This window comes from Qipengyuania sp., assembly GCF_043423005.1.
Lineage (GTDB): Bacteria > Pseudomonadota > Alphaproteobacteria > Sphingomonadales > Sphingomonadaceae > Qipengyuania.
Map to the genome: position 1 here is coordinate 1 of NZ_JBHWMI010000065.1, position 20,992 is coordinate 20,992.

The following is a 20,992-nucleotide window of genomic DNA, read 5'->3' on the forward strand; positions in this document are numbered from 1 at the left end:
TTCTCGAGATGGTTCTTCAGCCGCGTGTGGTAGTCGAGGCGCCCGTCGGGGCTGCGGACGGGGCCTTGGCGGTCAGCGCCGGTCGGCGGAATGGTCGGGGACGCTTGGCGCGTCGGTCGTGGCTCGACCGACATCGATCCGCCGCGATCGTCTGAACCTTCATGCATCGTGGATCTCCCGGATTTAGGGCGCAGTAAAGCGGCGCCAAAAAGACGTGAAACTTGACAGGATCGAATGGGTGTGGGAGACCGAGTTTGTTCGGAGGTTTCGATCTCCCTGAAGGCTCGACCGCAAGGTCGAGCCTTCGTCGTTTGTCAAACGTCAGACCATGGCGTTCTCCTTGTCGTCATAGCGTTCCGGCCACAGCTCGTTCGGCGAACGCTCGACGATCCTCGAGATGATCCGCTCCACTCGCTCGGATCGTACCGTTCCCCGAGCCACTGCGGCGACCGTCGTCGGCGCCAGGCCTTCCTGGCGTGCTACTGCGGAATAGCTAGTGTTTCTGAGCTTGAACGACAGTTTGATGTAGATCGCTCGTTCGCTAGGAGACAGAGTGGTCAAAGCGCTTTCCTTAGAGGTGCAAGAAGCAGCATATTTGAGGCGCAGAATCTTGCAACATAAATCGAAACCAAGTATCGCTTCATGGACGTTCGCCGCCAAATTGCGCGAGCTGCGAGGTCGCGAAGGTTTGACGCAATCGGCATTCGCCGAGCGTCTGAGTGTCCCGAAGAGAACCTACATCGCATGGGAAGCCGGCAGTTCGATACCCTCGCTCGACATCGTGCCGCGACTGGTCGACGAGTTTGCGATCACTCCCGCCTGGCTGTTCCAGGTCGACGAGACCTTGGGATCGTTTTCTTACGATGCGGAGCGCATACGACGCATCTTCTCGACGCTGAACGCGGCGGCGAGCGAGTATGGAATAGACGCGACCCCCGAGCACATACTCGTCATGTAGCTCGCGGTCTTTGAGGGCGTCCCGAAGCACGATGCGGTGGCGATCGAAGCCGCTAAAGCGCACTTCAAGGCTGTGAAGTCGACGCGTGAACGATAGACCGGACCCTCTTCATCGCTTTCGCAAGCGGATGGGCGACAACGACGCCGAAAAGGCCGTGCAGGCGAAGATCTCCGATCTAGCGAGCATGCTGTTTCCAATAGAAGAACCTAGCCACTTTCCTCGACTTTCGCTTGGATGGCGCTGGAGTGCGGGATTGTTGGCCCTGATTCACGTGGGGATTGCCGCTAAACTCGAGGCTACCCGCCCGTTCGAGATGCTGACCTCAACAACGGTCGCTGGCATCCTGGTTCTGATAGCAGCTTCGCAGAAGGCGGCCGACTGGCGGCCGCATAATGCGCTTACGACTTGCCTCCGACAAAAACGAAGAGCGGACCGGGACGGCTAGGTTCCGACGAAAATGTGACCGGAGCCGAAGCTGTAGTGAAGATCACACTCTGCCGTTCAAAACTCATCAGCGCTTTCGCCGTCAAGTTATCTGGAGCGCAAACTCAGGAAAGCGCCACATTTGTGATGCTTGCGCCACGAGCTTGTGAATAATGCACTGCTTAAGATAATATGTTTTATCTTTAGGTGGAGATAATCTGTAATCCTCGGTCAGCGAACCTTCGGCAAACGGGCGCCCATCCTGGGCGATGGCAAGCCGCTCGAGCATCGGGCGCGACACCGCGCAGCCGACGCCGGCACCGGGGATCCCGGCGCCCAGCGCATCGCGGACCACCATCGTCCGACTGTGGGATTCGGCGAACTCGTCGGTATAGTGCCCGCCGATCCAGCGAGCCCCGGGCCGCGGCAGGGCGAGGACCGGCAGCTGGACGAACGCGGCCTCTGCCACCGCCCGGTCGAGCAGCACCAGTTCGGCCGGATCGACCATGTCCTCGGCATCGTGCAGCACGACCATTCGCGCGCAGACGCCGCTGCCGCGTTCGTCCGCGGCGAGCGCGCGGTAGAGGACGTTGAGGCAATGGGCCTTGCAGGTCGGCCCCTCGGCTTCCACTACCACCAGTCTGACGCGGCGATCACCGCGCGCGACACGCTCGACCGCCGCGATGGTCGCAGGGTCGTTGCGATAGCATCCGACGTAGATCGTAACCGCCGCCTGCGGCCAGGCCCGCAAGGCATGGCGCAGCGTCAACGCGATGACCGCATCTTCCTGCCACGCGGGCAGGAACACCGCCGCCGGTCCGTCCAGCGCCCCCGCCTCGTTCATCTCCGGCGGGGCGACTGCGGTCTTCCCCCGCCCAGTCAGCCGCAGCCAGCCATAGACCGCGTCGACCGCCAGCTCGTCGGCCAGGCCGATGGCGAAGAATACCGCGGCGAACAGCAGCAACTCGTACTGGACGAGCGCCATCGCCTCAAGAAGCACCGAACCTATCATCGGGATGCGACCCCTTATCCTGACGAAGCTGGTGGCATCACATCCTTGCAACATCGTGAAGATTGCTGGACAGGGAGCCCCGTGATGACCCAGCAGAATTCCATTCTTCGTCAGTTCTTCGCCCCGGTGCGCGCGCTCTTCACCGGCGACGCATCGGCCGGCATCCTCCTCATCCTGGTGGCGATCGCGGCTATGCTCGCGGCCAATTCAACTCTCGCGGACGATTATCACTACCTGTTCCATGGCGAGATGTTCGACCGCGAGGCGTTCAAGCTCAATACGCTGCACCTGTGGATCAACGACGGACTGATGGCGATCTTCTTCTTCGTCGTCGGGCTCGAGGTGAAACGCGAATGGATGGAAGGCCAGCTGGCCAGCACCGAACAGCGCAAGCTGCCGGTCCTGGCCGCGATTGCCGGCATGGCGGCGCCGGCGCTGGTGTTTCTCGCCGTGATCAACGGGGAAGGCGCGAGCGAACTGACTCGCGGCTGGGCCATTCCCGCGGCGACCGACATCGCTTTCGCGATGGGTGTCATGGGGCTACTCGGCAATCGCGTCCCGGCTTCGCTCCGCCTGTTCCTGCTGACGGTCGCCATCGTCGACGATATCGGCGCGGTGCTGGTGATCGCTCTGTTCTACACCGCCAGCATCAAGATGATCTGGCTGGCTGCCGCGGTTGCCGCAGTGGGCGTGATGATCGCCTTCAACCGGATGCGCGTCACCAGTCCTTGGCCCTTCATCCTTCTGGCGGTGGTGCTGTGGTTCTTCGTCCTCAATTCCGGCGTCCACGCCACGATCGCGGGCGTGGTCGCGGCGCTGACCATTCCGATGCGCGGCAAGGACGATGACACGATGCTCGAACGGATGGAGCATGGCCTTGCCCCGTGGAGCGCCTATCTGGTCGTCCCGATCTTCGGCTTCGCCAATGCCGGGGTCGAGATCGGCTCGCTGGGGCTTGCGGGCATCCTCGCGCCCCTGCCCATCGCCATCGCGGCGGGGCTTTTCCTGGGCAAGCAGATCGGCATCCTTGCCGCGGTCTGGGCCGCGGTGAAGGTGGGTTTCGCACAGAAACCGGAGGGCGCATCGTGGCCGGAAATCTGGGGCGTATCGATCCTGTGCGGGATCGGCTTCACGATGTCTCTGTTCATCAGCAGCCTCGCCTTCGTCGGCAACGACCTGCTGATCGAGGAGGCCAAGATCGGGATCCTCATGGGCTCGCTGCTGTCAGGCATCGTCGGTTTCATCATTCTGCGCTTCTTCTCGCGCAACAATGCGATGAGCCCCTCGCCTTACGAAGCCTGAGCGTCGCCACCCCGCGCCCGCCGTTGCCAGCGCGGGGGCCGACCGGGCATGGAACGCATTCCCGCGGCGGCGCGTTCACTCGCCGGTCACGCCTCGGCGCTATGACGCAACCCCGCCTGTCTGCCTGACCATCATCACGAGAAGATCGCGCCCCCCCCGATGCTCAATTCCGTCCGCCAGTTGATTGCCCGCAGGAAGCCTGTCCGGCGGATCGCCCGGGTGCCTGATGGCGAGCGCTGGTATGTCGTAGGCGATGTTCATGGCCGCAACGATCTGTTCACCGCGCTGATCGAGGGGATAGAGGACGACGACGCCGCCGCCGCGCCAGCCACCACGACCGTTGTCCTGCTGGGCGATCTCGTCGACCGGGGGCCGGACAGCGCCGGCGTGGTTCGCGCTGCGCGAGCCTGGGCAGAGCGCCGGTCGGTGCGGTTCCTCGCCGGCAATCACGAGGAGATGTTCCTCGACAGCTTCGACGATCGCGAAACCCTGCGCCATTTCCTGCGCCATGGCGGGCGCGAGACGCTGCTGAGCTATGGCCTGCCGCCAGAGGACTATCAGCGGATGCGGATCGAGGACGTCCAGGAAGCGATGCAGGCCCTCGTCCCGGCAGCGGATCGCGCATTTCTCGCAAGCTTCGAGGAATACATCGTGGCCGGCGACTATGCCTTCGTTCATGCCGGGATCGATCCTGCCCGACCGCTCGACCAGCAACGCCGATCCGATATGCTGTGGATCCGCGAGCGTTTTCTGCGTCACGAGGAACCGCTTAGCCATGTGATCGTCCATGGACACACGATTTTCGACGACGTCATCGATACCCAGCACCGCATAGGGATCGATACCGGGGCATTCAAAACGGGGCGCTTGACAGCGCTCGTTCTCGAGGGCGAGACGCGTCGCCGAATACAGGCCATCGCATCCGACGGTGGCGCAATAACGATCGAAAAGGGCGGTCATTCATGAAAATCGCAATGGTGGGTTCGGGCTATGTCGGCCTCGTTTCGGGCGCGTGCCTGGCCGATTTCGGTCATGAAGTGTGCTGCATCGACAAGGATCAATCCAAGATCGATCGCCTCCACGAAGGGGTGATGCCGATCTTCGAACCAGGGCTGGCCGAGCTGGTCGAGGCCAATGTGAAGGCGGGGCGGCTGAATTTCACTAGCAGCCTTGCCGAGGGCATCGACGGTGCGGACGCCATCTTCATCGCGGTCGGCACGCCCAGCCGCCGGGGCGATGGTCATGCGGACCTGTCCTACGTCTATGCCGTGGCCGAGGAAATCGGCCAGCACCTCGCCAATGATGCGGTCGTCGTCACCAAGTCGACCGTGCCGGTGGGCACCGGCGACGAGGTCGAACGCATTCTGGCAGCCAGCGGGACGGGCCACCGCTTCTCGGTCGTCTCGAACCCCGAATTCCTGCGCGAAGGTGCCGCGATCGGCGATTTCAAACGCCCCGACCGCATCGTCATCGGGGCCGAGGACGATTTCGGGCGCGAGGTCATGCGCGAGGTCTATCGCCCGCTCTATCTGAACGAATCGCCGATCCTCTTCGTCAACCGTCGGACCAGCGAATTGATCAAATATGCCGCCAACGCTTTCCTTGCGACCAAGATCACCTTCATCAACGAGATGGCCGATCTGTGCGAAAAGGTCGGCGCGAATGTGCAGGACGTCAGCCGCGGCATCGGCATGGACAACCGCATCGGTGCCAAGTTCCTGAATGCCGGGCCGGGCTATGGCGGATCGTGCTTTCCGAAGGACACCCTCGCCCTGCTGAAGACGGCGGAGGATTTCGACAGTCCGACCCGCATCATCGAGGCGGTGGTCAAGGCGAACGACGGGCGCAAGCGCGCGATGGGACGCAAGGTGATCGAGGCGCTGGGCGGGTTCGACAATGCTCGCGGCAAGAAGGTCGCGCTGCTTGGCCTCACCTTCAAGCCGGATACCGACGACATGCGCGATTCCCCCTCGATCGCGGTCGCGCAGACGCTGACCGACGGCGGGGTGGAAGTGGTCGCCTACGATCCCGAGGGAATGGACAGCGCCCGCCCGCTGATGCCCGAGGTGACGATGGCGGGCGATCCCTATTCCGCAATCGACGGCGCCGATGCGGTCGTCATCGTGACCGAATGGGATGCCTTCCGCGCGCTCGACCTCGACCGGGTGAAGCAATTGCTCAACGCCCCGGTGCTGGTCGACCTGCGCAACATCTACCGCCCCGAAGACGTGCGGGCGCGGGGGTTCGACTATTTCAGCATCGGGCGGCCCTGACCGGCCCAGTACCGCCCTGCCCCCCGGTACGGCGTGACCACGCAATCTGCCGTACCGGGAGCAGCCAGCTTCAGCGAGCCCTGAGTTCGCGAACCAGGGCCGGCGCCGGATAGATCTTCTCGAGCGCTTCCTGCACCGCGTCGGCCGAAACGGCGACAGTGCGGTTCAGCACCGGATCGTATCCGTAATTGCCACCGAGGGAATGAATGTTCCCGTCGAACGCGGCGCCGATCACCGTGCCCGCACGATCGATGACCGGCGAGCCTGAATTGCCGCCGATGATGTCGTTCGTCGTCACGAAATCGTAAGCCGCGGTCTTGTCGATCCGCGCCTCGTTGGCCGCGAACCCCGGGGCAAGGTCGAACGGCGCATTGCCCGTGGCGCGCTCGAAGGTGCCGCCCAGCGTGGTCATGTAGGGCACCTGCTGGCCACGCTCGGTCCAGCCCTTGACCTGCCCATAGCTGATGCGCAGCGTGAAGGTGGCATCGGGATAGACCGTATCGCCATAAGCGGCAAACCGCGCATCGGCGAGCTGGCCCCCGGCGAGCGCCAGCGGACCGGCATAGCCTTCGTCCGTCAGCTTGCGGATCTCGCGCTGCCGCTCGGACAGGCGCAGGGCATACTGGATCATCGGATCGTCCGACGCCTCGACCGCGGCCAACCCGCCTTCCCACAATGCCTTGCGCACCGCAGGGTCCGCCAGCCGGCTGCCGCCGACGAGGCGTTCCGCCAGCTGCTCGGGACTTTCCTGGCCCAGCAGCAGCTTGCTGTCGGGATCGTCGACCCCGAGATATTCGCGTGCCTTCGACAAGCTCCAGGCCAAGGTCAGCTCGTCCAGCCACGGATAGACCGGGCGTTCGTCGAGCAACCGCTTCTGCACCAGTGGGAGCGCGCTGTCGGTGTAGCCCGGCAGCCGTTCGGTATTAGGCTTGGCCCGTTCCTGCGCCGCCAGCACCAGCGTCTGGGCATAGCTGTACAAGTCGCTCGACGGCTGGGTGAAGCGAGCCGGAAGATAGATCGCGCGATAGGCGGTGACGGCTTCGTCGACCGCGGTCCACGGATCGCCCAGCGCCGTGTTGCCGGCCGACTTCGCCCGCAGGTCCGCCTCCTGCCTTGCCAGCGTCGCGGTGAACGCCGGGTCGTTCAGCGCCTTGACCCGCCCGATCTGCACCTTGAGGCTGTTCTCGATCCCATTGAGCGTATCGAGCCCTTCGCGCTCGTACTGCGGGCTTTCCTCCATCGCGCGGATCAGCCGGCCTCGCAGTTCCGACAGCGTCGCCACGGTGACGGGCAACCGGACCTCGCGCTCGAAGGCGAGCTGGCTCTGCGTGAACAGGCGGCTGGTTGAACCCGGATTGCCCACCACGAAGGTCACTTCGCCTTCCTTGGGGGCGCGGGGGTTCCACTTGAGGTGGCGCGGGGTCTTGACCGGCTTGCCGTTTTCGTAGGCGCGCAGAAAGCTCGCATCCAGCGCATAGCGCGGGAAGTTGAAATTGTCGGGATCGCCGCCGAATGTCGATGCGCGCGCTTCCGGGGCCCACGCCAGCCGCACGTCCGAATACTTGCGGTAGGTATAGAGTTTGTACTGCCCCCCGCCGAACAGGGTAACGACCTGGCAGCGGGTCTTTTCGGCGTCGGTGCAGGATTGCGATTCGATTTCGGCGATGCGTGCGTCGCGGGCCTTGGTCAGCGCCTCGCCCGAAAGGGTCCCGAAGACGCTTTTGACCTGATCGGTCACGTCGGTGATCGCAGTCACCACTTCGGCCTGCTGGCCGGGGCATTTGAGTTCCGCATCGCGGCGGTCGGCGATGTAGCCCCTGGCGAGATAATCGGCCGAGTCGCTCGAATTGTCGAACAGGCAGCTGGCGACACAGTGCTGGTTGGTGAGGATCAGCCCGTCGCCCGAAACGAAGCTGGCCGAACACCCGCCGGTCAGCCGGACGGCCGCGGCTTGAACCTTGTCGAGCCAGGCCTGATCCGGCGCCCAGCCGTAGGTTTCGCGCATGCGTTCGGCCGGGAAGCCGTCGAAGGTCCACATGCCTTCCTCCGCCTGCGCCGGGGACGTGTGCAGCGCGGCAAGCAGCAGGGCGGCGGCTGAAACCGAAAAACGTGACGGCAAGCGGGACATGAAGGCTCTCCAATAGCTCGATCGCAATGACGCGCGCCATGCCATCGTGATGTGCCCCCGCCAAGACGCCTTCGCCCCCGCGCGGCCAAGATAACAGGAAAGTGCCAGGGGGCCTGTAAGCCGGGTTCTGTTCCGCGCGCGATATAGGGCCGCGTTTCCTTGGCCCATCAGCCGCGCGGCGGCAGCCATTCATCTGGGCCGCGGGTCACCCCGCGGCTCGAGCAGCCAACCCGGGCGGTCGATGCGAAACGCATCTGCCGGCAAGCCGGCGCGCCGCCCCTATTCGGCCTTGCTCCGGGTGGGGTTTGCCGTGCGAGCCGCGTTGCCGCCGCCCCGGTGCGCTCTTACCGCACCCTTTCAGCCTTGCCTGTGCCCCGGCTTGTCCGAGGCCATCGGCGGTCTGCTCTCTGTGGCACTTTCCCTGGGGTCACCCCCGGCGGGCGTTACCCGCCACCCTTGTTTCGCGGAGCCCGGACTTTCCTCGCATCCGAAGACACGCGGCTGCCCGGCCCCCTGGCGCGATCGAAATAGGCGATATCGCTCGGTTCGCCAAGCGCCGCCTTGCCTACATGATCGGTGGGTCCCTCCCCGCCGCCGGCCGTGCGCCTAGCGGGCCAGACCCCGATCCCGGTCGAGCAGCAGCTGAAACAGGATCGCGCGGATTTCCCCGTCGATCTCGCCGTTGATGCGGTGTGGGCGCCAGCGGCGCTGGAACGCCTCGACCGCCTTGCGCCCGTCGGCGATATCGTAGCCGAACCGTTCGAGCGCCAGATAGAAGCTGGCATCGTTATCGAACGGATCGCCCCGCTCGAGCTTGTCGGGGCGGGCCAGCGCCAGCCCGTAATCCGCCAGCCGGTCCCACGGAAACAGTTCGCCGGGATCGGTCTTGCGCGACGGCGCGACATCGGAATGCGCGACGATATTGGCGCGCGGAATGTCGTACCGCTTCACGATCCGCGCCAGCAGGGGCAGTAGCGCCTCGAACTGCGCAGTGCTGAATTCGCGATAGCCCAGGAGGTGTCCGGGATGGTCGAGTTCGATGCCGATGCTGGCCGAGTTCACATCCCGGATGCCGCGCCAGTACGAGACCCCGGCATGCCAGGCGCGGCGCTGCTCCGCGACCAGGCGCACCACCTCGCCCTCCTCGCTGATCAGGTAATGGGCCGAGACCTTGGCGTCGGGATCGCACAACCGGCGAAGCGCGGCGGACGCATCGCTCATCTCGGTATAGTGCAGCACGACCATCGAGATCGGCAGCTTGCGTTCGTCATGGTTCGGGGAAGGCACCTGGCGATGGACAAGCTCGTCATCGCCGCCCCGCGGGGGGCCGCCTGGCGCGCCAGGCCCGTCCCCGCCGGCCCCCGTCACCCGATCAGCCCTTCGCTTTCGGGCATGAACGCGCCCAGCACCAGGGCATCGTCGTGACGGGCATACTGCAGACCCCCGCCGCAATCTTCGGCCAGCAGCGCGATCATGTGCGCCGCCGCCGTGCGGCTGGAAAGATCGGCCGTGTCGAGGCTGCCCTCGAGCGCCTTGCCGATCGTCTCGTCGAACGCGATCCGCGGGCCGCTGGCGCGAACCACGATCTCGCAATTGCCTTCGCGGATTTCGGCTCCGACATCCAGCGTGCCGCCGCGGACCAGCGAATCGATCGCGATCTGTGCGAAGTTCAGCAACACCTTCACCGCCGGCTTGCCGAGATTGGCGACGTCCAGCGCCCAGTTGACGGTGATATTGCCCTTGTCGGTCAGCAGCGCCTCGATCAGCGAGCGCGGTTCGGCCATGTCCACCCGGTCACCGAACCCGCCGGCCGCCCCGAAGGCGAGGCGGAAGAACTTGAGCTTGCTGGTGCTGGTGCGCGCGCTCTGTTCCAGCAGCGCCATGACGTTGGCGCGCATCTCCTCGTCGGTTTCCAGCGCCAGCAGTTCGAGCCCGTTGCTGAGCGCGCCGACCGGGCTCAGCAGATCGTGGCACAGGCGCGAGCAGAGCATGGCGGCAAGGTCGATGGATTGTCGGTCGTTCATCGGGATTCCGTGCAAGGGCAGTGAGGCGTGGCTTCTAGCGGCCACGCACCACATAGGGAAGAGAAGTGAAGCCGCCGGCGCCGGCCCGCCACAAGGTCAGACACGATCCGGCGATAATCGCCCAGACCGCGCCGTCGCGGGTGGACAGGGCCTCGTCGGTGGCGGAAGGGCGGGCATCGCCGCCGGGGTGCGAATGGTAGTATCCGATTACTTCCGGCCCGCCGCTGCGTTCCGCACGGTGGCAATCGATGAGGACCTGCGGGTCGATCTCGAACCGGGTCGCGGGCCGGGCATGGACGTTGCGGGCGGCGGCGATGCCGCGCACCCCGGTCCGATCGCCCAGCAGCACGCCGCAGCATTCCAGCGGATGCGCCGCTGCCGCCTCGGCGAACAGGGCGTCGTAGACATCGCTTGAGAGTCGTACAGTCATCGCGCATGGCCCTAGCATGCCAGACGCGCAAATCCTCACCGGCGTGATTGCCGCCGCCGACCGGCTGGACCGGGCGCTGGCGCAGGCAACCGGCCTGTCGCGCGAACGGGTCAAGGCGCTGGTCGCGGCAGGGGCAGTCACCCTCGACGCACAGGTCATGGCGAATGCCTCGGCCAAGGCCGCAGCGGGGCAAAGCTTCGTGCTTGCCGTCCCCCCGCCCGAACCGCTCGCCGCCGAGCCGCAGGCAATCCCGATCGATGTGGTGTTCGAGGACGCGGACCTGATCGTCGTCGACAAGCCTGCGGGCATGGTCGTCCACCCTGCGGCAGGCAATGCATCGGGCACGCTTGTCAATGCGCTGCTGCATCATTGCGCGGGGCGCCTGTCCGGGATCAACGGGGTCGCGCGTCCGGGGATCGTCCACCGGATCGACAAGGACACGTCCGGTCTCCTGGTCGTGGCCAAGTCGGATGCGGCGCACGAAGGCCTCGCCCGTCAGTTCGCCGATCATTCGATTACCCGGCGCTATCTGGCGGTATGCGCCGGGCATCCGCTGCCGCCGTCGGGCACCATCGCGGGGCGCATCGGACGCTCGGAGAAAGACCGCAAGAAGATGGCGGTGCTGCCGGATCATGCAACACGCGGCAAACGTGCCGTCACCCATTACGCGACGCTGCAACGGCTCCGCGATGCCAGTCTGATCGTATGCCGCCTCGAAACCGGCCGCACCCACCAGGTCCGTGTTCACTGTGCATCAATAGGTCATTCGCTACTGGGGGATCAGGTGTATGGAAGCACGCCGAAAGCCCTGCGATCGACCTTGGCCGAGCTTGGATTTGCGCGTCAGGCACTGCATGCCGAGACGCTGGGATTCGACCATCCGATCAGCGGTGAACGCATCCGATTTCAGGCTGAAATGCCGATCGATATGCGGGAACTAATCGACCAAATCGCTCGTTGAAATCGATGAAACGCGATGCACGATCAGGCGGTTTCCAGCTATACCGATATCCGTAGTCCAGGGGTTCATGGGCGCCCGGCAGGGGCCCGGCCAGATGGGCTGACGCGAGAAAGGTCAGGAATAACGTGAGCAGTTCCAAGTCATTGAGCGTCCCCGCACTGGGCGGAGAGCAGAGCCTCAATCGCTACCTCTCCGAGATCAAGAAATTCCCTCTCCTCACGCCCGAGCAGGAATACATGCTCGCCAAGCGTTACGAGGAACATGACGATCCCGAAGCTGCGGCGCAGCTCGTCACCTCGCACCTGCGGCTCGTCGCGAAGATCGCGATGGGCTATCGCGGCTATGGCCTGCCCGTCTCGGACCTGATTTCCGAAGGCAACGTCGGGCTGATGCAGGGCGTCAAGAAGTTCGAGGCCGATCGCGGCTTCCGCCTGGCAACCTATGCGATGTGGTGGATCAAGGCGAGCATCCAGGAATACATCCTGCGCAGCTGGAGCCTGGTCAAGATGGGCACCACCGCGGCGCAGAAGAAGCTATTCTTCAACCTGCGGCGAATGAAGCGCAACCTCGATGCCTACGAGGATACCGATCTTCACCCCGACGACGTGACCAAGATCGCCACCGACCTCGGCGTGCCCGAGCAGGAGGTGGTCAACATGAACCGCCGGATGATGATGGGCGGCGACGGCTCGCTCAACGTGCCGATGCGCGGCGGCGAGGAAGGCAGCGGCCAATGGCAGGACTGGCTGACCGACGATCGCCCGCTGCAGGATGAGACCGTGGCCGATGCGCAGGAGCAGGAAGTTCGCCACGACATGCTGGTCGAGGCGATGGACAGCCTGAACGAGCGCGAGAAGCACATTTTCACCGAGCGACGGCTGACCGACAATCCCCAGACGCTGGAGGAATTGTCCCAGCAATACGACGTCAGCCGCGAGCGTATCCGCCAGATCGAGGTTCGCGCGTTTGAAAAGGTGCAGAAGGCGATGAAGGCGATTGCCGGCGAGCGCCTGCTGCCGGGCGTCGCGTAAAGACCCGGCGCCCCGGCCTCGCCCACAGGGCTAAAAAAGCGGCCGTCCGGATTGCGCCGGGCGGCCGCTTTTTCGTATGAGCCGGCGATGCGCTGGCTGATCCGCTCGATCTTCTATCTCGTCGTCGGGTTCATCGGTCTCAGCCTCGCGCTCGTCCTGCTGTTCAAGGTCGTCCCCGTCCCGGTGACCGCGACCATGGTGGCTGACGGCAACGGCATCGCCAAGGAATGGACCGCGCTCGCCAATATCGACCGCGATATGGTGCGCGCCGTCATCGCGGCGGAGGACGGGAAGTTCTGCACCCATGACGGCTTCGACCGCGAGGCGATCGAGAACGCCATCCGCCGCAACGCCGAAGGCGGGCGCATCCGCGGCGGATCGACCATCAGCCAGCAGACCGCCAAGAACGTCTTCCTGTGGCAGGGGGGTGGCTATTTCCGTAAAGGACTGGAAGCCTGGATCACCGTCCTCATAGAACAGATCTGGGGCAAGCGGCGGATCATGGAGGTGTATCTCAACGTCGCTGAAACCGGCATCGGGACCTATGGCGTGGAGGCCGGGGCGCGGCGCTATTTCGGCAAGAGCGCCGGCGATCTCACGCCGTTGCAGGCGGCACGCATGGCCGCGGCCCTGCCCCTGCCCAAGGAACGCTCGGTCAAGAACCCACGGGGCTGGCTCGCCCGGCACGGCAATTCCATTTCGAGACGCATCGGCATCGTCGCCCGTGACGGGCTCGACGCCTGCGTTTATCAGTAGTCCGATGGACGCAGCGCAGGATCCCTTGCCGGCCCGGCAGCCGCACGATCACGGTGCGGACACCGCCGAAGAACATCGGCATGGGCACGAGCATGGGCATGGTCACGCGCATAGCCACGCCCCGGCCGATTTCGGTCGCGCGTTCCTGATCGGCATCCTGCTCAATTCGGCCTTCGTCGTCATCGAGGCAGGATATGGCTGGTATGCCGGATCGATGGCCCTCATCGCCGATGCCGGGCACAACCTGTCCGACGTGCTCGCCCTGCTGCTGGCCTGGGGCGCGAGCGTGGCGGCCCGTCGTCCGGCAACGGGGCGATTCACCTACGGGCTGAAGAGTTCGACCATCCTTGCGGCATTGGCCAATGCCGGTTTGCTCCTCGTCGCGATCAGCGCGATCCTTTACGAGACGCTGCACCGCATGGCGCAGCCGGCCACCGTGCAGGGCGAAACGATGGCGATCGTTGCCGGCATCGGCATCCTCGTCAACGCCGGCACCGCGGCGCTCTTCCTGCGCGGACAGGACGACATCAACATTCGCGGCGCCTTCCTGCACATGGCCGCGGACGCGCTGGTGAGCCTGGGCGTCGTGATTGCAGGGTTGCTGATCATCTCGACCGGCGCCGCGTGGATCGACCCGGCCGTCAGCCTGGTGATCGTGGCGGTGATCGCGTGGGGAACCTGGGGGCTACTCAAGGACAGCGTCGCGATGAGCATGCTCGCGGTGCCCAAGGGCATTTCGGAAAGCGAGGTGCGGGCCTATCTTGCCAGCCTGCCGGGCGTGGCAGGGGTGCACGATCTGCATATCTGGCCGATGAGCACCACCGAGACCGCACTTACCGCGCATCTTCTCATGCCCGAAGGCCACCCCGGCGACACCTTCCTGCGGGAAATCGCCGAAGAACTGGAGCACCATCACCGCATCGGGCACACGACCGTGCAGGTCGAACAGTCAGCGGCGCACTGCGAAACGGTCTGCCGGGCCTGAGGGGAGGCGCTGCGACATACAAGCGCATCGGGGCGATCGGTGCCCGGTTCATCGGATCATCAGTGCTCAAAGATGTTGGCGCCAGCCTTGCCGTTGCACTGATCGGCGGACCGCAGCCGGCACCGCGCCTTCAACGCCTTGCTCCAGTGGATCCAGCCTACCAATTCTACGATCAGCGGGTTGTCGCCACTCGTCGAAAGGGTCCGCAGGCCTAACCCCGCCAACCGGTGACGCGTGCCGCGAAAGAAAGAGGTAGCGCCCCCGTCAGGCGGCTTCCTCTTTCTCCGTTTTCGGACCGTGGACCTGGATCGGTTCCTTCTTGCCTTCGACCACGTCCTTGTCGATCACGATCTCCGTCACCCCGTCCATGTCGGGGAGGTCGAACATCGTGTCGAGCAGGATGCCTTCGACGATGGAACGCAGGCCGCGGGCGCCGGTCTTGCGCTCGATGGCCTTCTCCGCGATCGTGCGCAGGGCATCGTCCTTGAAGGTCAGGGCCACGTCCTCGAGCTCGAACAGCTTGGCATATTGCTTGACCAGCGCATTCTTGGGCTCGGTCAGGATCGTCACCAGCGCATCGATATCGAGATCGCGCAAGGTGGCGATCACCGGCAGACGGCCGACGAATTCGGGGATCAGCCCGAACTTGAGCAGGTCTTCCGGCTCGCCCTTTTCAAGCAGCTCGCCGACCCGGCGCTTGTCAGGATCGGCGACATGCGCGCCGAACCCGATGCTGCGCTTCTGCAGGCGGTCCGCAATGATCTTTTCAAGGCCGGCGAAAGCCCCGCCACAGATGAACAGGATGTTGGTCGTATCGACTTGCAGGAATTCCTGCTGCGGATGCTTGCGCCCACCCTGCGGCGGCACGCTGGCGGTGGTGCCTTCCATCAGCTTGAGCAGCGCCTGCTGCACGCCTTCGCCGCTCACGTCGCGGGTGATCGAGGGATTTTCCGCCTTGCGGGTGATCTTGTCGATCTCGTCGATGTAGACGATGCCATGCTGCGCCTTTTCGACGTTGTAGTCGGACGCCTGAAGCAGCTTGAGGATGATGTTCTCGACATCCTCGCCGACATAGCCCGCCTCGGTCAGCGTGGTGGCATCGGCCATCGTGAACGGCACGTCGAAGGTGCGGGCCAGAGTCTGCGCCAGCAAGGTCTTGCCGCAACCGGTCGGCCCGATCAGCAGGATGTTCGACTTCGCCAGCTCGACATCGCCCGACTTGCCGGCATGCTTCAACCGCTTGTAGTGGTTGTGGACCGCGACCGACAGCACGCGCTTGGCGCGGTCCTGCCCGATCACGTAATCGTTGAGCGTCTGGAAGATTTCGGACGGCGGCGGAATATCGCCTTCCTTGCGCCCGGAAATCCCGGCCTTGGTTTCCTCTCGGATGATATCATTGCAAAGCTCGACGCATTCGTCACAGATGAACACCGTCGGCCCTGCGATGAGCTTGCGCACCTCGTGCTGCGACTTGCCGCAGAAGCTGCAATACAGCGTGGACTTGCTATCGGTTCCGGTCAATTTGGTCATATCCTGCTTTGCCCTGCCAAACCTAGCCGCCCAAGGTATCCGTCCGGTGAACCGGGACTACGGATTCGCCCAGAATAGGGCACGGACGGAATGGTTCAACCTCATAGGTAGCTCACCCCCCTTGCCACAAGATGAAGTGGCAAGGTTGCCCAAACCCTGCGGTCGGGCCGGTCATGATGGGACGCACCCATGTGCGTCCCGATAATGTGGGGCGCGGCCTATTCCGGCGCGCCGCCCGAACCCTTATCGGCCTCGCCCGCGGCTTCGCCGCCGCCGACCTCGCTTTCGGGTCGGGCTTCGAAGACCTTGTCGACGATGCCGAACTGCATCGCTTCGTCGGCCTCGAGGAAGGTATCCCGGTCCATCGCCTTTTCGATCTCGGTCAGGCTCTTGCCGGTATACTTCACGTAAAGATCGTTCATCCGCTGACGGATGCGCAGGATTTCCCGCGCCTGAATCTCGATATCGGACGCCATGCCGCGCGCCCCGCCCGATGGCTGGTGAACCATGATCCGGGCATTGGGCAGCGCGATCCGCATTCCCGGCTCACCCGCGGCAAGCAGGAAGCTGCCCATGCTGGCCGCCTGTCCGATGCACACGGTCGAAACGCGCGGCTTGATGTATTGCATGGTGTCGTGGATCGCCATGCCAGCCGTGACCACCCCGCCGGGCGAATTGATGTACATCGAGATCGGCTTGGACGGGTTCTCGCTTTCGAGGAACAGCAGCTGCGCCACGATCAGCGACGCCATAGTGTCCTCGACCTGGCCCGTCACGAAGACGATCCGTTCGCGCAGCAGGCGCGAGAAGATGTCGAAGGCGCGTTCGCCGCGGCTCGACTGCTCGACCACGGTCGGCACCAGCGCCCCGGTGACGGGGTCATGGGTGAACTGGCCCTGGGTGGAATGGGCAGCACCGGCGAACAGATCGATCATGAAAATCCTCGTGTGGAGTGAAGCGGCGCCTATTTCGCGATAGTGCGCGCAAGGTTCAAGAGGGGCGAGACCGCGGGGCGGCCGATACCGTCGATAATGCAAGGGCAATGCGCGCCTTGGAGTGAAGGAAGCGTAATTAGCGCACGAAAGGTCCTGCGCCATGCACGATTTTCCTGAACATTATCGTAGCGAGGCAGGACGGATCGGCCGCCGCCGCCCGAGACATCAACATCACTGTTGCGAAAGATGGGAACCTACAGCGCCGGTCGGGGCTAAGCCATGATGGAACTCGATCCCCGTTTGCTGCTGTTTGTCCTTTTCGGAGCGGGTCTTACGCTTGCCGTATCGCTCGAAAAGATTCTCACCCGCATTTCGCTGTCGCTGCCGATCGTCTATGTCGCGATCGGCTATGCCGTATGGTCGCTCCCGCTCGGTTTGCCGCCTTTCAATCCGGCCAGCGACGAATTCGATGCGAAAACACTTGAATACGTGACCGAATTCATCGTCATCGCCTCGCTGATGGCGGCCGGTGTGGCGATCGATCGTCCAGCGAGTTGGGCCAACTGGCGGCAGATCTGGCCACTGTTGCTGATCGCGATGCCGCTGACTATCGCGGCGGTCGCTTTTATGGGGTGGTGGGCGATCGGTCTTGCGCCTGCGGGTGCAATCCTGCTGGGCGCGGCGATGGCCCCTACCGATCCCGTCCTGGCGCGCAGCGTGCAGGTGGGCCCCCCGGGGGCCGACAAGCGGCACGATGTGCGCTTCAACCTTACCGCCGAGGCGGGCTTCAACGACGGGCTGGCGTTCCCTTTCACCCACCTGGCGATTGCCGCTGTCGGAATGACCTCGCTGGGGATGTGGACGCTCGAATGGGCGGCGATCGACCTTGTCTGGAGGATCCTCGCCGGTGCTGCGATGGGCTACGTGGTGGGCCGGGTCGGCTCGTGGTATGTTTTCGAGCAGGAAGCCGATGCCCCGCTTGAGGAGATCGAGAAACCCGACACCGGCGATCAGGCGCAAACCTCGACCAATGAAGGGCTCATTACCCTTGGCACGATCCTCCTCGCCTACGGGCTTGCCGAACTGTTCGAGGGGTACGGTTTTCTGGCCGTGTTCATCGCCGCGGTGACGATCCGCCAGCAGGAGGGCAAGAGCCGGTATCACAAGATCAGCCACCATTTCGTCGACCAGATCGAACAGATCGTGCTGGTCGCGGTGCTGTTCGGCTTTGGCGCGATGCTGGCGAGCGGGGTGCTCGACGAACTGACCTGGCCCGAAGTGTGGCTGGGTCTTGCCCTCATCTTCGTCATCCGCCCGATCGCCGGCCTGATCGCGGAATCGCGGTCCGATCTGCCGTGGCTGGGCAAATCCGCCATCGCATTCCTGGGCGTGCGGGGGATCGGGTCGATCTATTACCTGTCCTATGCACAGAACCACAGCGAGATCACGCAGATCGGCGACCTGTGGGCGATTGCCAGCTTCATCATCCTGACCTCGATCATCGTCCATGGTGTTCTCGCGGCGCCGATCATCAAGGCGGTCGAGCGGCGGGGGAGCCATGTTTTCGAAGGCGAGAGTCCGGAAATCCTCGAAGCCGAAGCCGTGATCGAGGATGTCGAGGAGAAGGCTGCCGAAGGCGAGAGCGGCGACCGGAACGCCGCGGTACCGACAGGCAATGCTACAGGTGATGCCAAGGCCGGCGACGGGCCAGCCCCCGCAACCAACTGAAACGGGGCAGGATCGCCAGACCCCGCCCCGTTATTCTGACCTGAGAATGGTGGTGGCCGCCGTCAGCCTTCGGACTTGGCCGCCTTGGCCGGTTTCGCAGCCTTGTCAGCCTTGGCCTTGGGTGCTGCCTTGGCCTTCTTGGCCGGCTCGCCCTCGGCGGCGGGCGCGTCGGCGTTCTTGGCCGACTTCTTCTTGGCCTTCGGCTTGTCGTCCGCCGAGGTTTCTTCGGCCGGCTTGGCCTTGCCCTTCTTGGTAGCCGGCTCCTTGGCCTTGTCGCCGTCCTTGGCTTTGGCACCCTTTTTCTTGTCGGCCGGCTTGGCCCCCTGTGCGGCGGCGCCGGTGTCCTCGTCCGCCTCGATCGCGGCTTCGAGTTCCTCGCGGGTCACCTCGCGATCGGTAATCTCGGCCTTGTCAAACAGGAAGTCGACCACCTTGTCCTCGTATAGCGGAGCGCGAAGCTGCGCTGCGGCCATCGGCTCCTGCTGGATGTACTGGACGAAGCGCTGGCGATCTTCCTGACGATACTGCTGTGCAGCCTGCTGGATGAGCATGCTCATCTCGTTGGAGGTCACCTGGACATTGTTCTTCTGGCCGATTTCCGAGAGCAGCAGGCCGAGCCGCACCCGGCGTTCCGCGATGCGGCGGTAATCGTCCTTCTCCGCTTCCATTTCCTGGTGCATCGCCTCGGGATCGTCGCTGCGCGAAGCTTCCTGCTGCAACTGCGACCAGATCTGGTCGAACTCGGCATCCACCATGCCCTGCGGCACGGCAAAGTCATGCCCGGCGGCAAGCTGATCGAGCAGCGCGCGCTTCATCTGCGTGCGGGTGAGCCCGGCAGTCTCCTGCTCGAGCTGGCCCCGCACCAGTTCCCGCAGCTTGTCGAGGCTTTCAAGGCCCAGGTTCTTGGCGAAATCGTCGTCCAGGCTGGTTTCGCTTTCGATCTTGACCGCCTGCACGGTCACATCGAACTCGGCCGCCTTGCCGGCCAGGTGCTTCGCCTGGTAATCTTCGGGGAAGGTGACCGAGATGGTCCTGGTGTCGCCCGGCTTCACGCCGCCGAGCTGCTCTTCGAACCCGGGAATGAACTGGCCCGAACCCAGCACCAGCGGCGCGCCTTCGGCCTTGCCGCCCTCGAACTCCTCGCCGTCGACCCGGCCGACGAAATCGATGATCAGCTGGTCGCCGTCCTGCGCGCTGTGCCCGTCACCGGCATCGCTGTAGCTCTTGTTCTGGCCCGCGATGCGTTGCAGCGTCTCGTCCACCTGGGCCTCGTCGACCGGAACGGTCAGCCGTTCAAGCTTGAGCCCTTCGAGATCGGGGGCCTCGACCTGCGGCAGTACTTCGAGTTCCATGGTCAGCGTGGCGTCCTTGCCCGCCTCGTAACCTTCGCCCATCTCGACCTTGGGCTGCATCGCCGGGCGCAGGGCATTGTCGGTCATTACCTTGTCGACCGATTCGCGGATCACGTCGTTCACCGCCTGCGCGTGCAGCTGTTCGCCATGCATCTTGCGCACGAGGTTCGCCGGCACCTTCCCCGGACGGAAACCGGGCATCTTGATCTGCGGCGCGATCTTGCGGACTTCCTGTTCGACCCGTCCTTCGATCTCGCTGGCGGGAATGGTGATCGCGAAGGCGCGCTTCAGACCGTCGTTGGTGGTTTCTTTGATCTGCATGGATGAAATCTCGTGGCTAGGTCATTGTCACAAATGGCATGAAGGCCCGCGCCGGGGCGGAAATTGGTGCGGGCGAAGGGACTTGAACCCCCACATCTTTCGATACTGGTACCTAAAACCAGCGCGTCTACCAATTCCGCCACGCCCGCTAGCCCGAACGAAGCTGCGCATCGGTGACGGGCACCGCGCGTGTAGGCGCGTGCCTCTAGTCGCATGGCACCAAAAGGGCAAGCGTCGCGCGGGAACGGCTCGCCCGTGCTGCTCGTTCGCACGGACAGAGGAGAATTTGCGTCATGGCCACCCAACCCGATCCCGGTCCCGACACCATCGACCCCGGCGCCCCGCAGGAAATGCCGGGCAGCCCGTCGCCGTCCGAGGCACCGGTGCAGGATCCGCCCGGCTTCGCCCCGCCCGCGCCGGACATCGACAATCCGGCCCAGACCCCGCCCGAAACGCCGATGCCGCCCGATTGATCTTGCCCGACGCGGGACGTGCCAGTATCGGCCCCGCCCCATGAGCGACAGCAACAAGCCCGACCTTCCGCCCACCCGCCTTTCGGTCAATCCGCGGAGCGAGCATTTCGATGTCGAGGTGCTGAAGCGCGGCGTCGGCATCCGCTTCAAGGGACGCCAGCGGACCGACATCGAGGAATACTCGATCGATGAAGGCTGGGTCCGGGTGCAGGCAGGCAAGACCGTCGATCGCAAGGGCAATCCGCTCACCCTCAAGCTGACTGGTCCGGTCGAGGCGTGGTTCGAGGATCTGGGCGAGGATGCCCCCGTCGCCCGCGCTGACTGAGGCGGCGGCCTTGCCATTACCGGGCTAACCCGCCACTTGGCGCAG

Annotated in this window: 21 protein-coding genes, 1 tRNA gene and 1 other RNA gene; 12 read left to right on the top strand and 11 right to left on the bottom strand. The window is 64.4% G+C overall.

Annotated elements, in window-relative coordinates; genetic code table 11:
* Positions 1–321: 321 nt before the first annotated feature.
* On the bottom strand, positions 322–561 hold the full coding sequence (locus ACHFFA_RS09865) for a helix-turn-helix domain-containing protein (RefSeq protein WP_394270677.1): 240 nt from the start codon (positions 559–561) through the stop codon (positions 322–324).
* Here ACHFFA_RS09865 and ACHFFA_RS09870 point away from each other — a divergent pair.
* Together ACHFFA_RS09870 and ACHFFA_RS09875 are read left to right on the top strand one after the other, a co-directional pair.
* Positions 554–958, top strand: coding sequence for a helix-turn-helix transcriptional regulator (locus ACHFFA_RS09870; RefSeq protein WP_394270678.1), 405 nt, complete (start codon positions 554–556; stop codon positions 956–958). The genes ACHFFA_RS09865 and ACHFFA_RS09870 overlap by 8 nt on opposite strands.
* Positions 959–1,085: 127 nt before the next feature.
* On the top strand, positions 1,086–1,403 hold the full coding sequence (locus ACHFFA_RS09875) for a hypothetical protein (RefSeq protein WP_394270679.1): 318 nt from the start codon (positions 1,086–1,088) through the stop codon (positions 1,401–1,403).
* Between the two features lie 81 nt (positions 1,404–1,484).
* On the opposite strand, the gene ACHFFA_RS09880 is transcribed toward ACHFFA_RS09875, so the two are convergent.
* Positions 1,485–2,393: a glycosyltransferase gene (locus ACHFFA_RS09880; protein WP_394270680.1), complete on the bottom strand. Its 909-nt coding sequence runs from the start codon at positions 2,391–2,393 to the stop codon at positions 1,485–1,487.
* An 84-nt stretch (positions 2,394–2,477) separates the two neighbouring features.
* On the opposite strand from ACHFFA_RS09880, the gene nhaA reads away from it, so the two are divergent.
* From nhaA to ACHFFA_RS09895, 3 genes are all read left to right on the top strand, one after another.
* Complete coding sequence (nhaA, locus tag ACHFFA_RS09885) at positions 2,478–3,695, top strand: Na+/H+ antiporter NhaA (protein WP_394270681.1); 1,218 nt, start codon at positions 2,478–2,480, stop codon at positions 3,693–3,695.
* Positions 3,696–3,854: 159 nt separating this feature from the next.
* The gene (locus ACHFFA_RS09890) at positions 3,855–4,661 is read left to right on the top strand and encodes a metallophosphoesterase (RefSeq protein WP_394270682.1); all 807 of its coding nucleotides are present in this window, start codon (positions 3,855–3,857) and stop codon (positions 4,659–4,661) included.
* A complete protein-coding gene (locus tag ACHFFA_RS09895) occupies positions 4,658–5,968 on the top strand; it encodes a UDP-glucose dehydrogenase family protein (protein WP_394270683.1) in 1,311 nt (436 codons plus the stop codon). Before ACHFFA_RS09890 ends, ACHFFA_RS09895 begins: the two co-directional genes overlap by 4 nt.
* A gap of 70 nt (positions 5,969–6,038) precedes the next feature.
* Here the strand turns inward: ACHFFA_RS09895 and ACHFFA_RS09900 are convergent, their stop codons facing one another.
* The 5 genes from ACHFFA_RS09900 to ACHFFA_RS09920 form a co-directional block, all read right to left on the bottom strand.
* Entirely contained in the window at positions 6,039–8,096 is a 2,058-nt protein-coding gene (locus ACHFFA_RS09900; RefSeq protein WP_394270684.1) for a S46 family peptidase, read from the bottom strand.
* A gap of 100 nt (positions 8,097–8,196) precedes the next feature.
* An RNA gene (gene rnpB, locus ACHFFA_RS09905) (RNase P RNA component class A) lies at positions 8,197–8,613 on the bottom strand.
* A gap of 89 nt (positions 8,614–8,702) precedes the next feature.
* On the bottom strand, positions 8,703–9,341 hold the full coding sequence (locus ACHFFA_RS09910; RefSeq protein WP_394270704.1) for an N-acetylmuramoyl-L-alanine amidase: 639 nt from the start codon (positions 9,339–9,341) through the stop codon (positions 8,703–8,705).
* Positions 9,342–9,460: 119 nt separating this feature from the next.
* A complete protein-coding gene (locus ACHFFA_RS09915; RefSeq protein WP_394270685.1) occupies positions 9,461–10,120 on the bottom strand; it encodes a histidine phosphotransferase family protein in 660 nt (219 codons plus the stop codon).
* Between the two features lie 34 nt (positions 10,121–10,154).
* The gene (locus ACHFFA_RS09920) at positions 10,155–10,550 is read right to left on the bottom strand and encodes a M67 family metallopeptidase (protein ID WP_394270686.1); all 396 of its coding nucleotides are present in this window, start codon (positions 10,548–10,550) and stop codon (positions 10,155–10,157) included.
* Positions 10,551–10,566: 16 nt separating this feature from the next.
* Here ACHFFA_RS09920 and ACHFFA_RS09925 point away from each other — a divergent pair, with 16 nt between their 5' ends.
* From ACHFFA_RS09925 to ACHFFA_RS09940, 4 genes are all read left to right on the top strand, one after another.
* Positions 10,567–11,511 (top strand): RluA family pseudouridine synthase, encoded by a 945-nt coding sequence (locus ACHFFA_RS09925; protein ID WP_394270687.1) that lies wholly within the window; start codon positions 10,567–10,569, stop codon positions 11,509–11,511.
* A gap of 125 nt (positions 11,512–11,636) precedes the next feature.
* Positions 11,637–12,542: an RNA polymerase sigma factor RpoH gene (rpoH, locus tag ACHFFA_RS09930; protein WP_394270688.1), complete on the top strand. Its 906-nt coding sequence runs from the start codon at positions 11,637–11,639 to the stop codon at positions 12,540–12,542.
* Between the two features lie 87 nt (positions 12,543–12,629).
* Positions 12,630–13,298, top strand: coding sequence for a monofunctional biosynthetic peptidoglycan transglycosylase (mtgA, locus tag ACHFFA_RS09935; protein WP_394270689.1), 669 nt, complete (start codon positions 12,630–12,632; stop codon positions 13,296–13,298).
* 4 nt (positions 13,299–13,302) lie between these two features.
* The gene (locus ACHFFA_RS09940) at positions 13,303–14,283 is read left to right on the top strand and encodes a cation diffusion facilitator family transporter (protein WP_394270690.1); all 981 of its coding nucleotides are present in this window, start codon (positions 13,303–13,305) and stop codon (positions 14,281–14,283) included.
* A 264-nt stretch (positions 14,284–14,547) separates the two neighbouring features.
* Here ACHFFA_RS09940 and clpX read toward each other — a convergent pair whose 3' ends face one another.
* Together clpX and ACHFFA_RS09950 are read right to left on the bottom strand one after the other, a co-directional pair.
* Complete coding sequence (clpX, locus tag ACHFFA_RS09945; RefSeq protein WP_394270691.1) at positions 14,548–15,813, bottom strand: ATP-dependent Clp protease ATP-binding subunit ClpX; 1,266 nt, start codon at positions 15,811–15,813, stop codon at positions 14,548–14,550.
* A 218-nt stretch (positions 15,814–16,031) separates the two neighbouring features.
* Positions 16,032–16,748, bottom strand: a complete 717-nt coding sequence (locus ACHFFA_RS09950; protein ID WP_394270692.1) for an ATP-dependent Clp protease proteolytic subunit — start codon at positions 16,746–16,748, stop codon at positions 16,032–16,034.
* 282 nt (positions 16,749–17,030) lie between these two features.
* Here ACHFFA_RS09950 and ACHFFA_RS09955 point away from each other — a divergent pair, with 282 nt between their 5' ends.
* Positions 17,031–18,476, top strand: coding sequence for a cation:proton antiporter (locus ACHFFA_RS09955; RefSeq protein WP_394270693.1), 1,446 nt, complete (start codon positions 17,031–17,033; stop codon positions 18,474–18,476).
* Between the two features lie 62 nt (positions 18,477–18,538).
* Here the strand turns inward: ACHFFA_RS09955 and tig are convergent, their stop codons facing one another.
* Entirely contained in the window at positions 18,539–20,149 is a 1,611-nt protein-coding gene (gene tig, locus ACHFFA_RS09960; RefSeq protein ID WP_394270694.1) for a trigger factor, read from the bottom strand.
* Between the two features lie 64 nt (positions 20,150–20,213).
* Positions 20,214–20,298 (bottom strand) — tRNA-Leu (locus ACHFFA_RS09965).
* Between the two features lie 144 nt (positions 20,299–20,442).
* Between ACHFFA_RS09965 and ACHFFA_RS09970 the strand changes: the two genes are divergently transcribed.
* On the top strand, positions 20,443–20,622 hold the full coding sequence (locus tag ACHFFA_RS09970; RefSeq protein ID WP_394270695.1) for a hypothetical protein: 180 nt from the start codon (positions 20,443–20,445) through the stop codon (positions 20,620–20,622).
* 40 nt (positions 20,623–20,662) lie between these two features.
* Positions 20,663–20,947 carry a DUF3297 family protein gene (locus ACHFFA_RS09975; protein WP_394270696.1) on the top strand — a complete coding sequence of 95 codons (285 nt, stop codon included), beginning with the start codon at positions 20,663–20,665 and terminating at the stop codon, positions 20,945–20,947.
* Positions 20,948–20,992 lie beyond the last annotated feature (45 nt).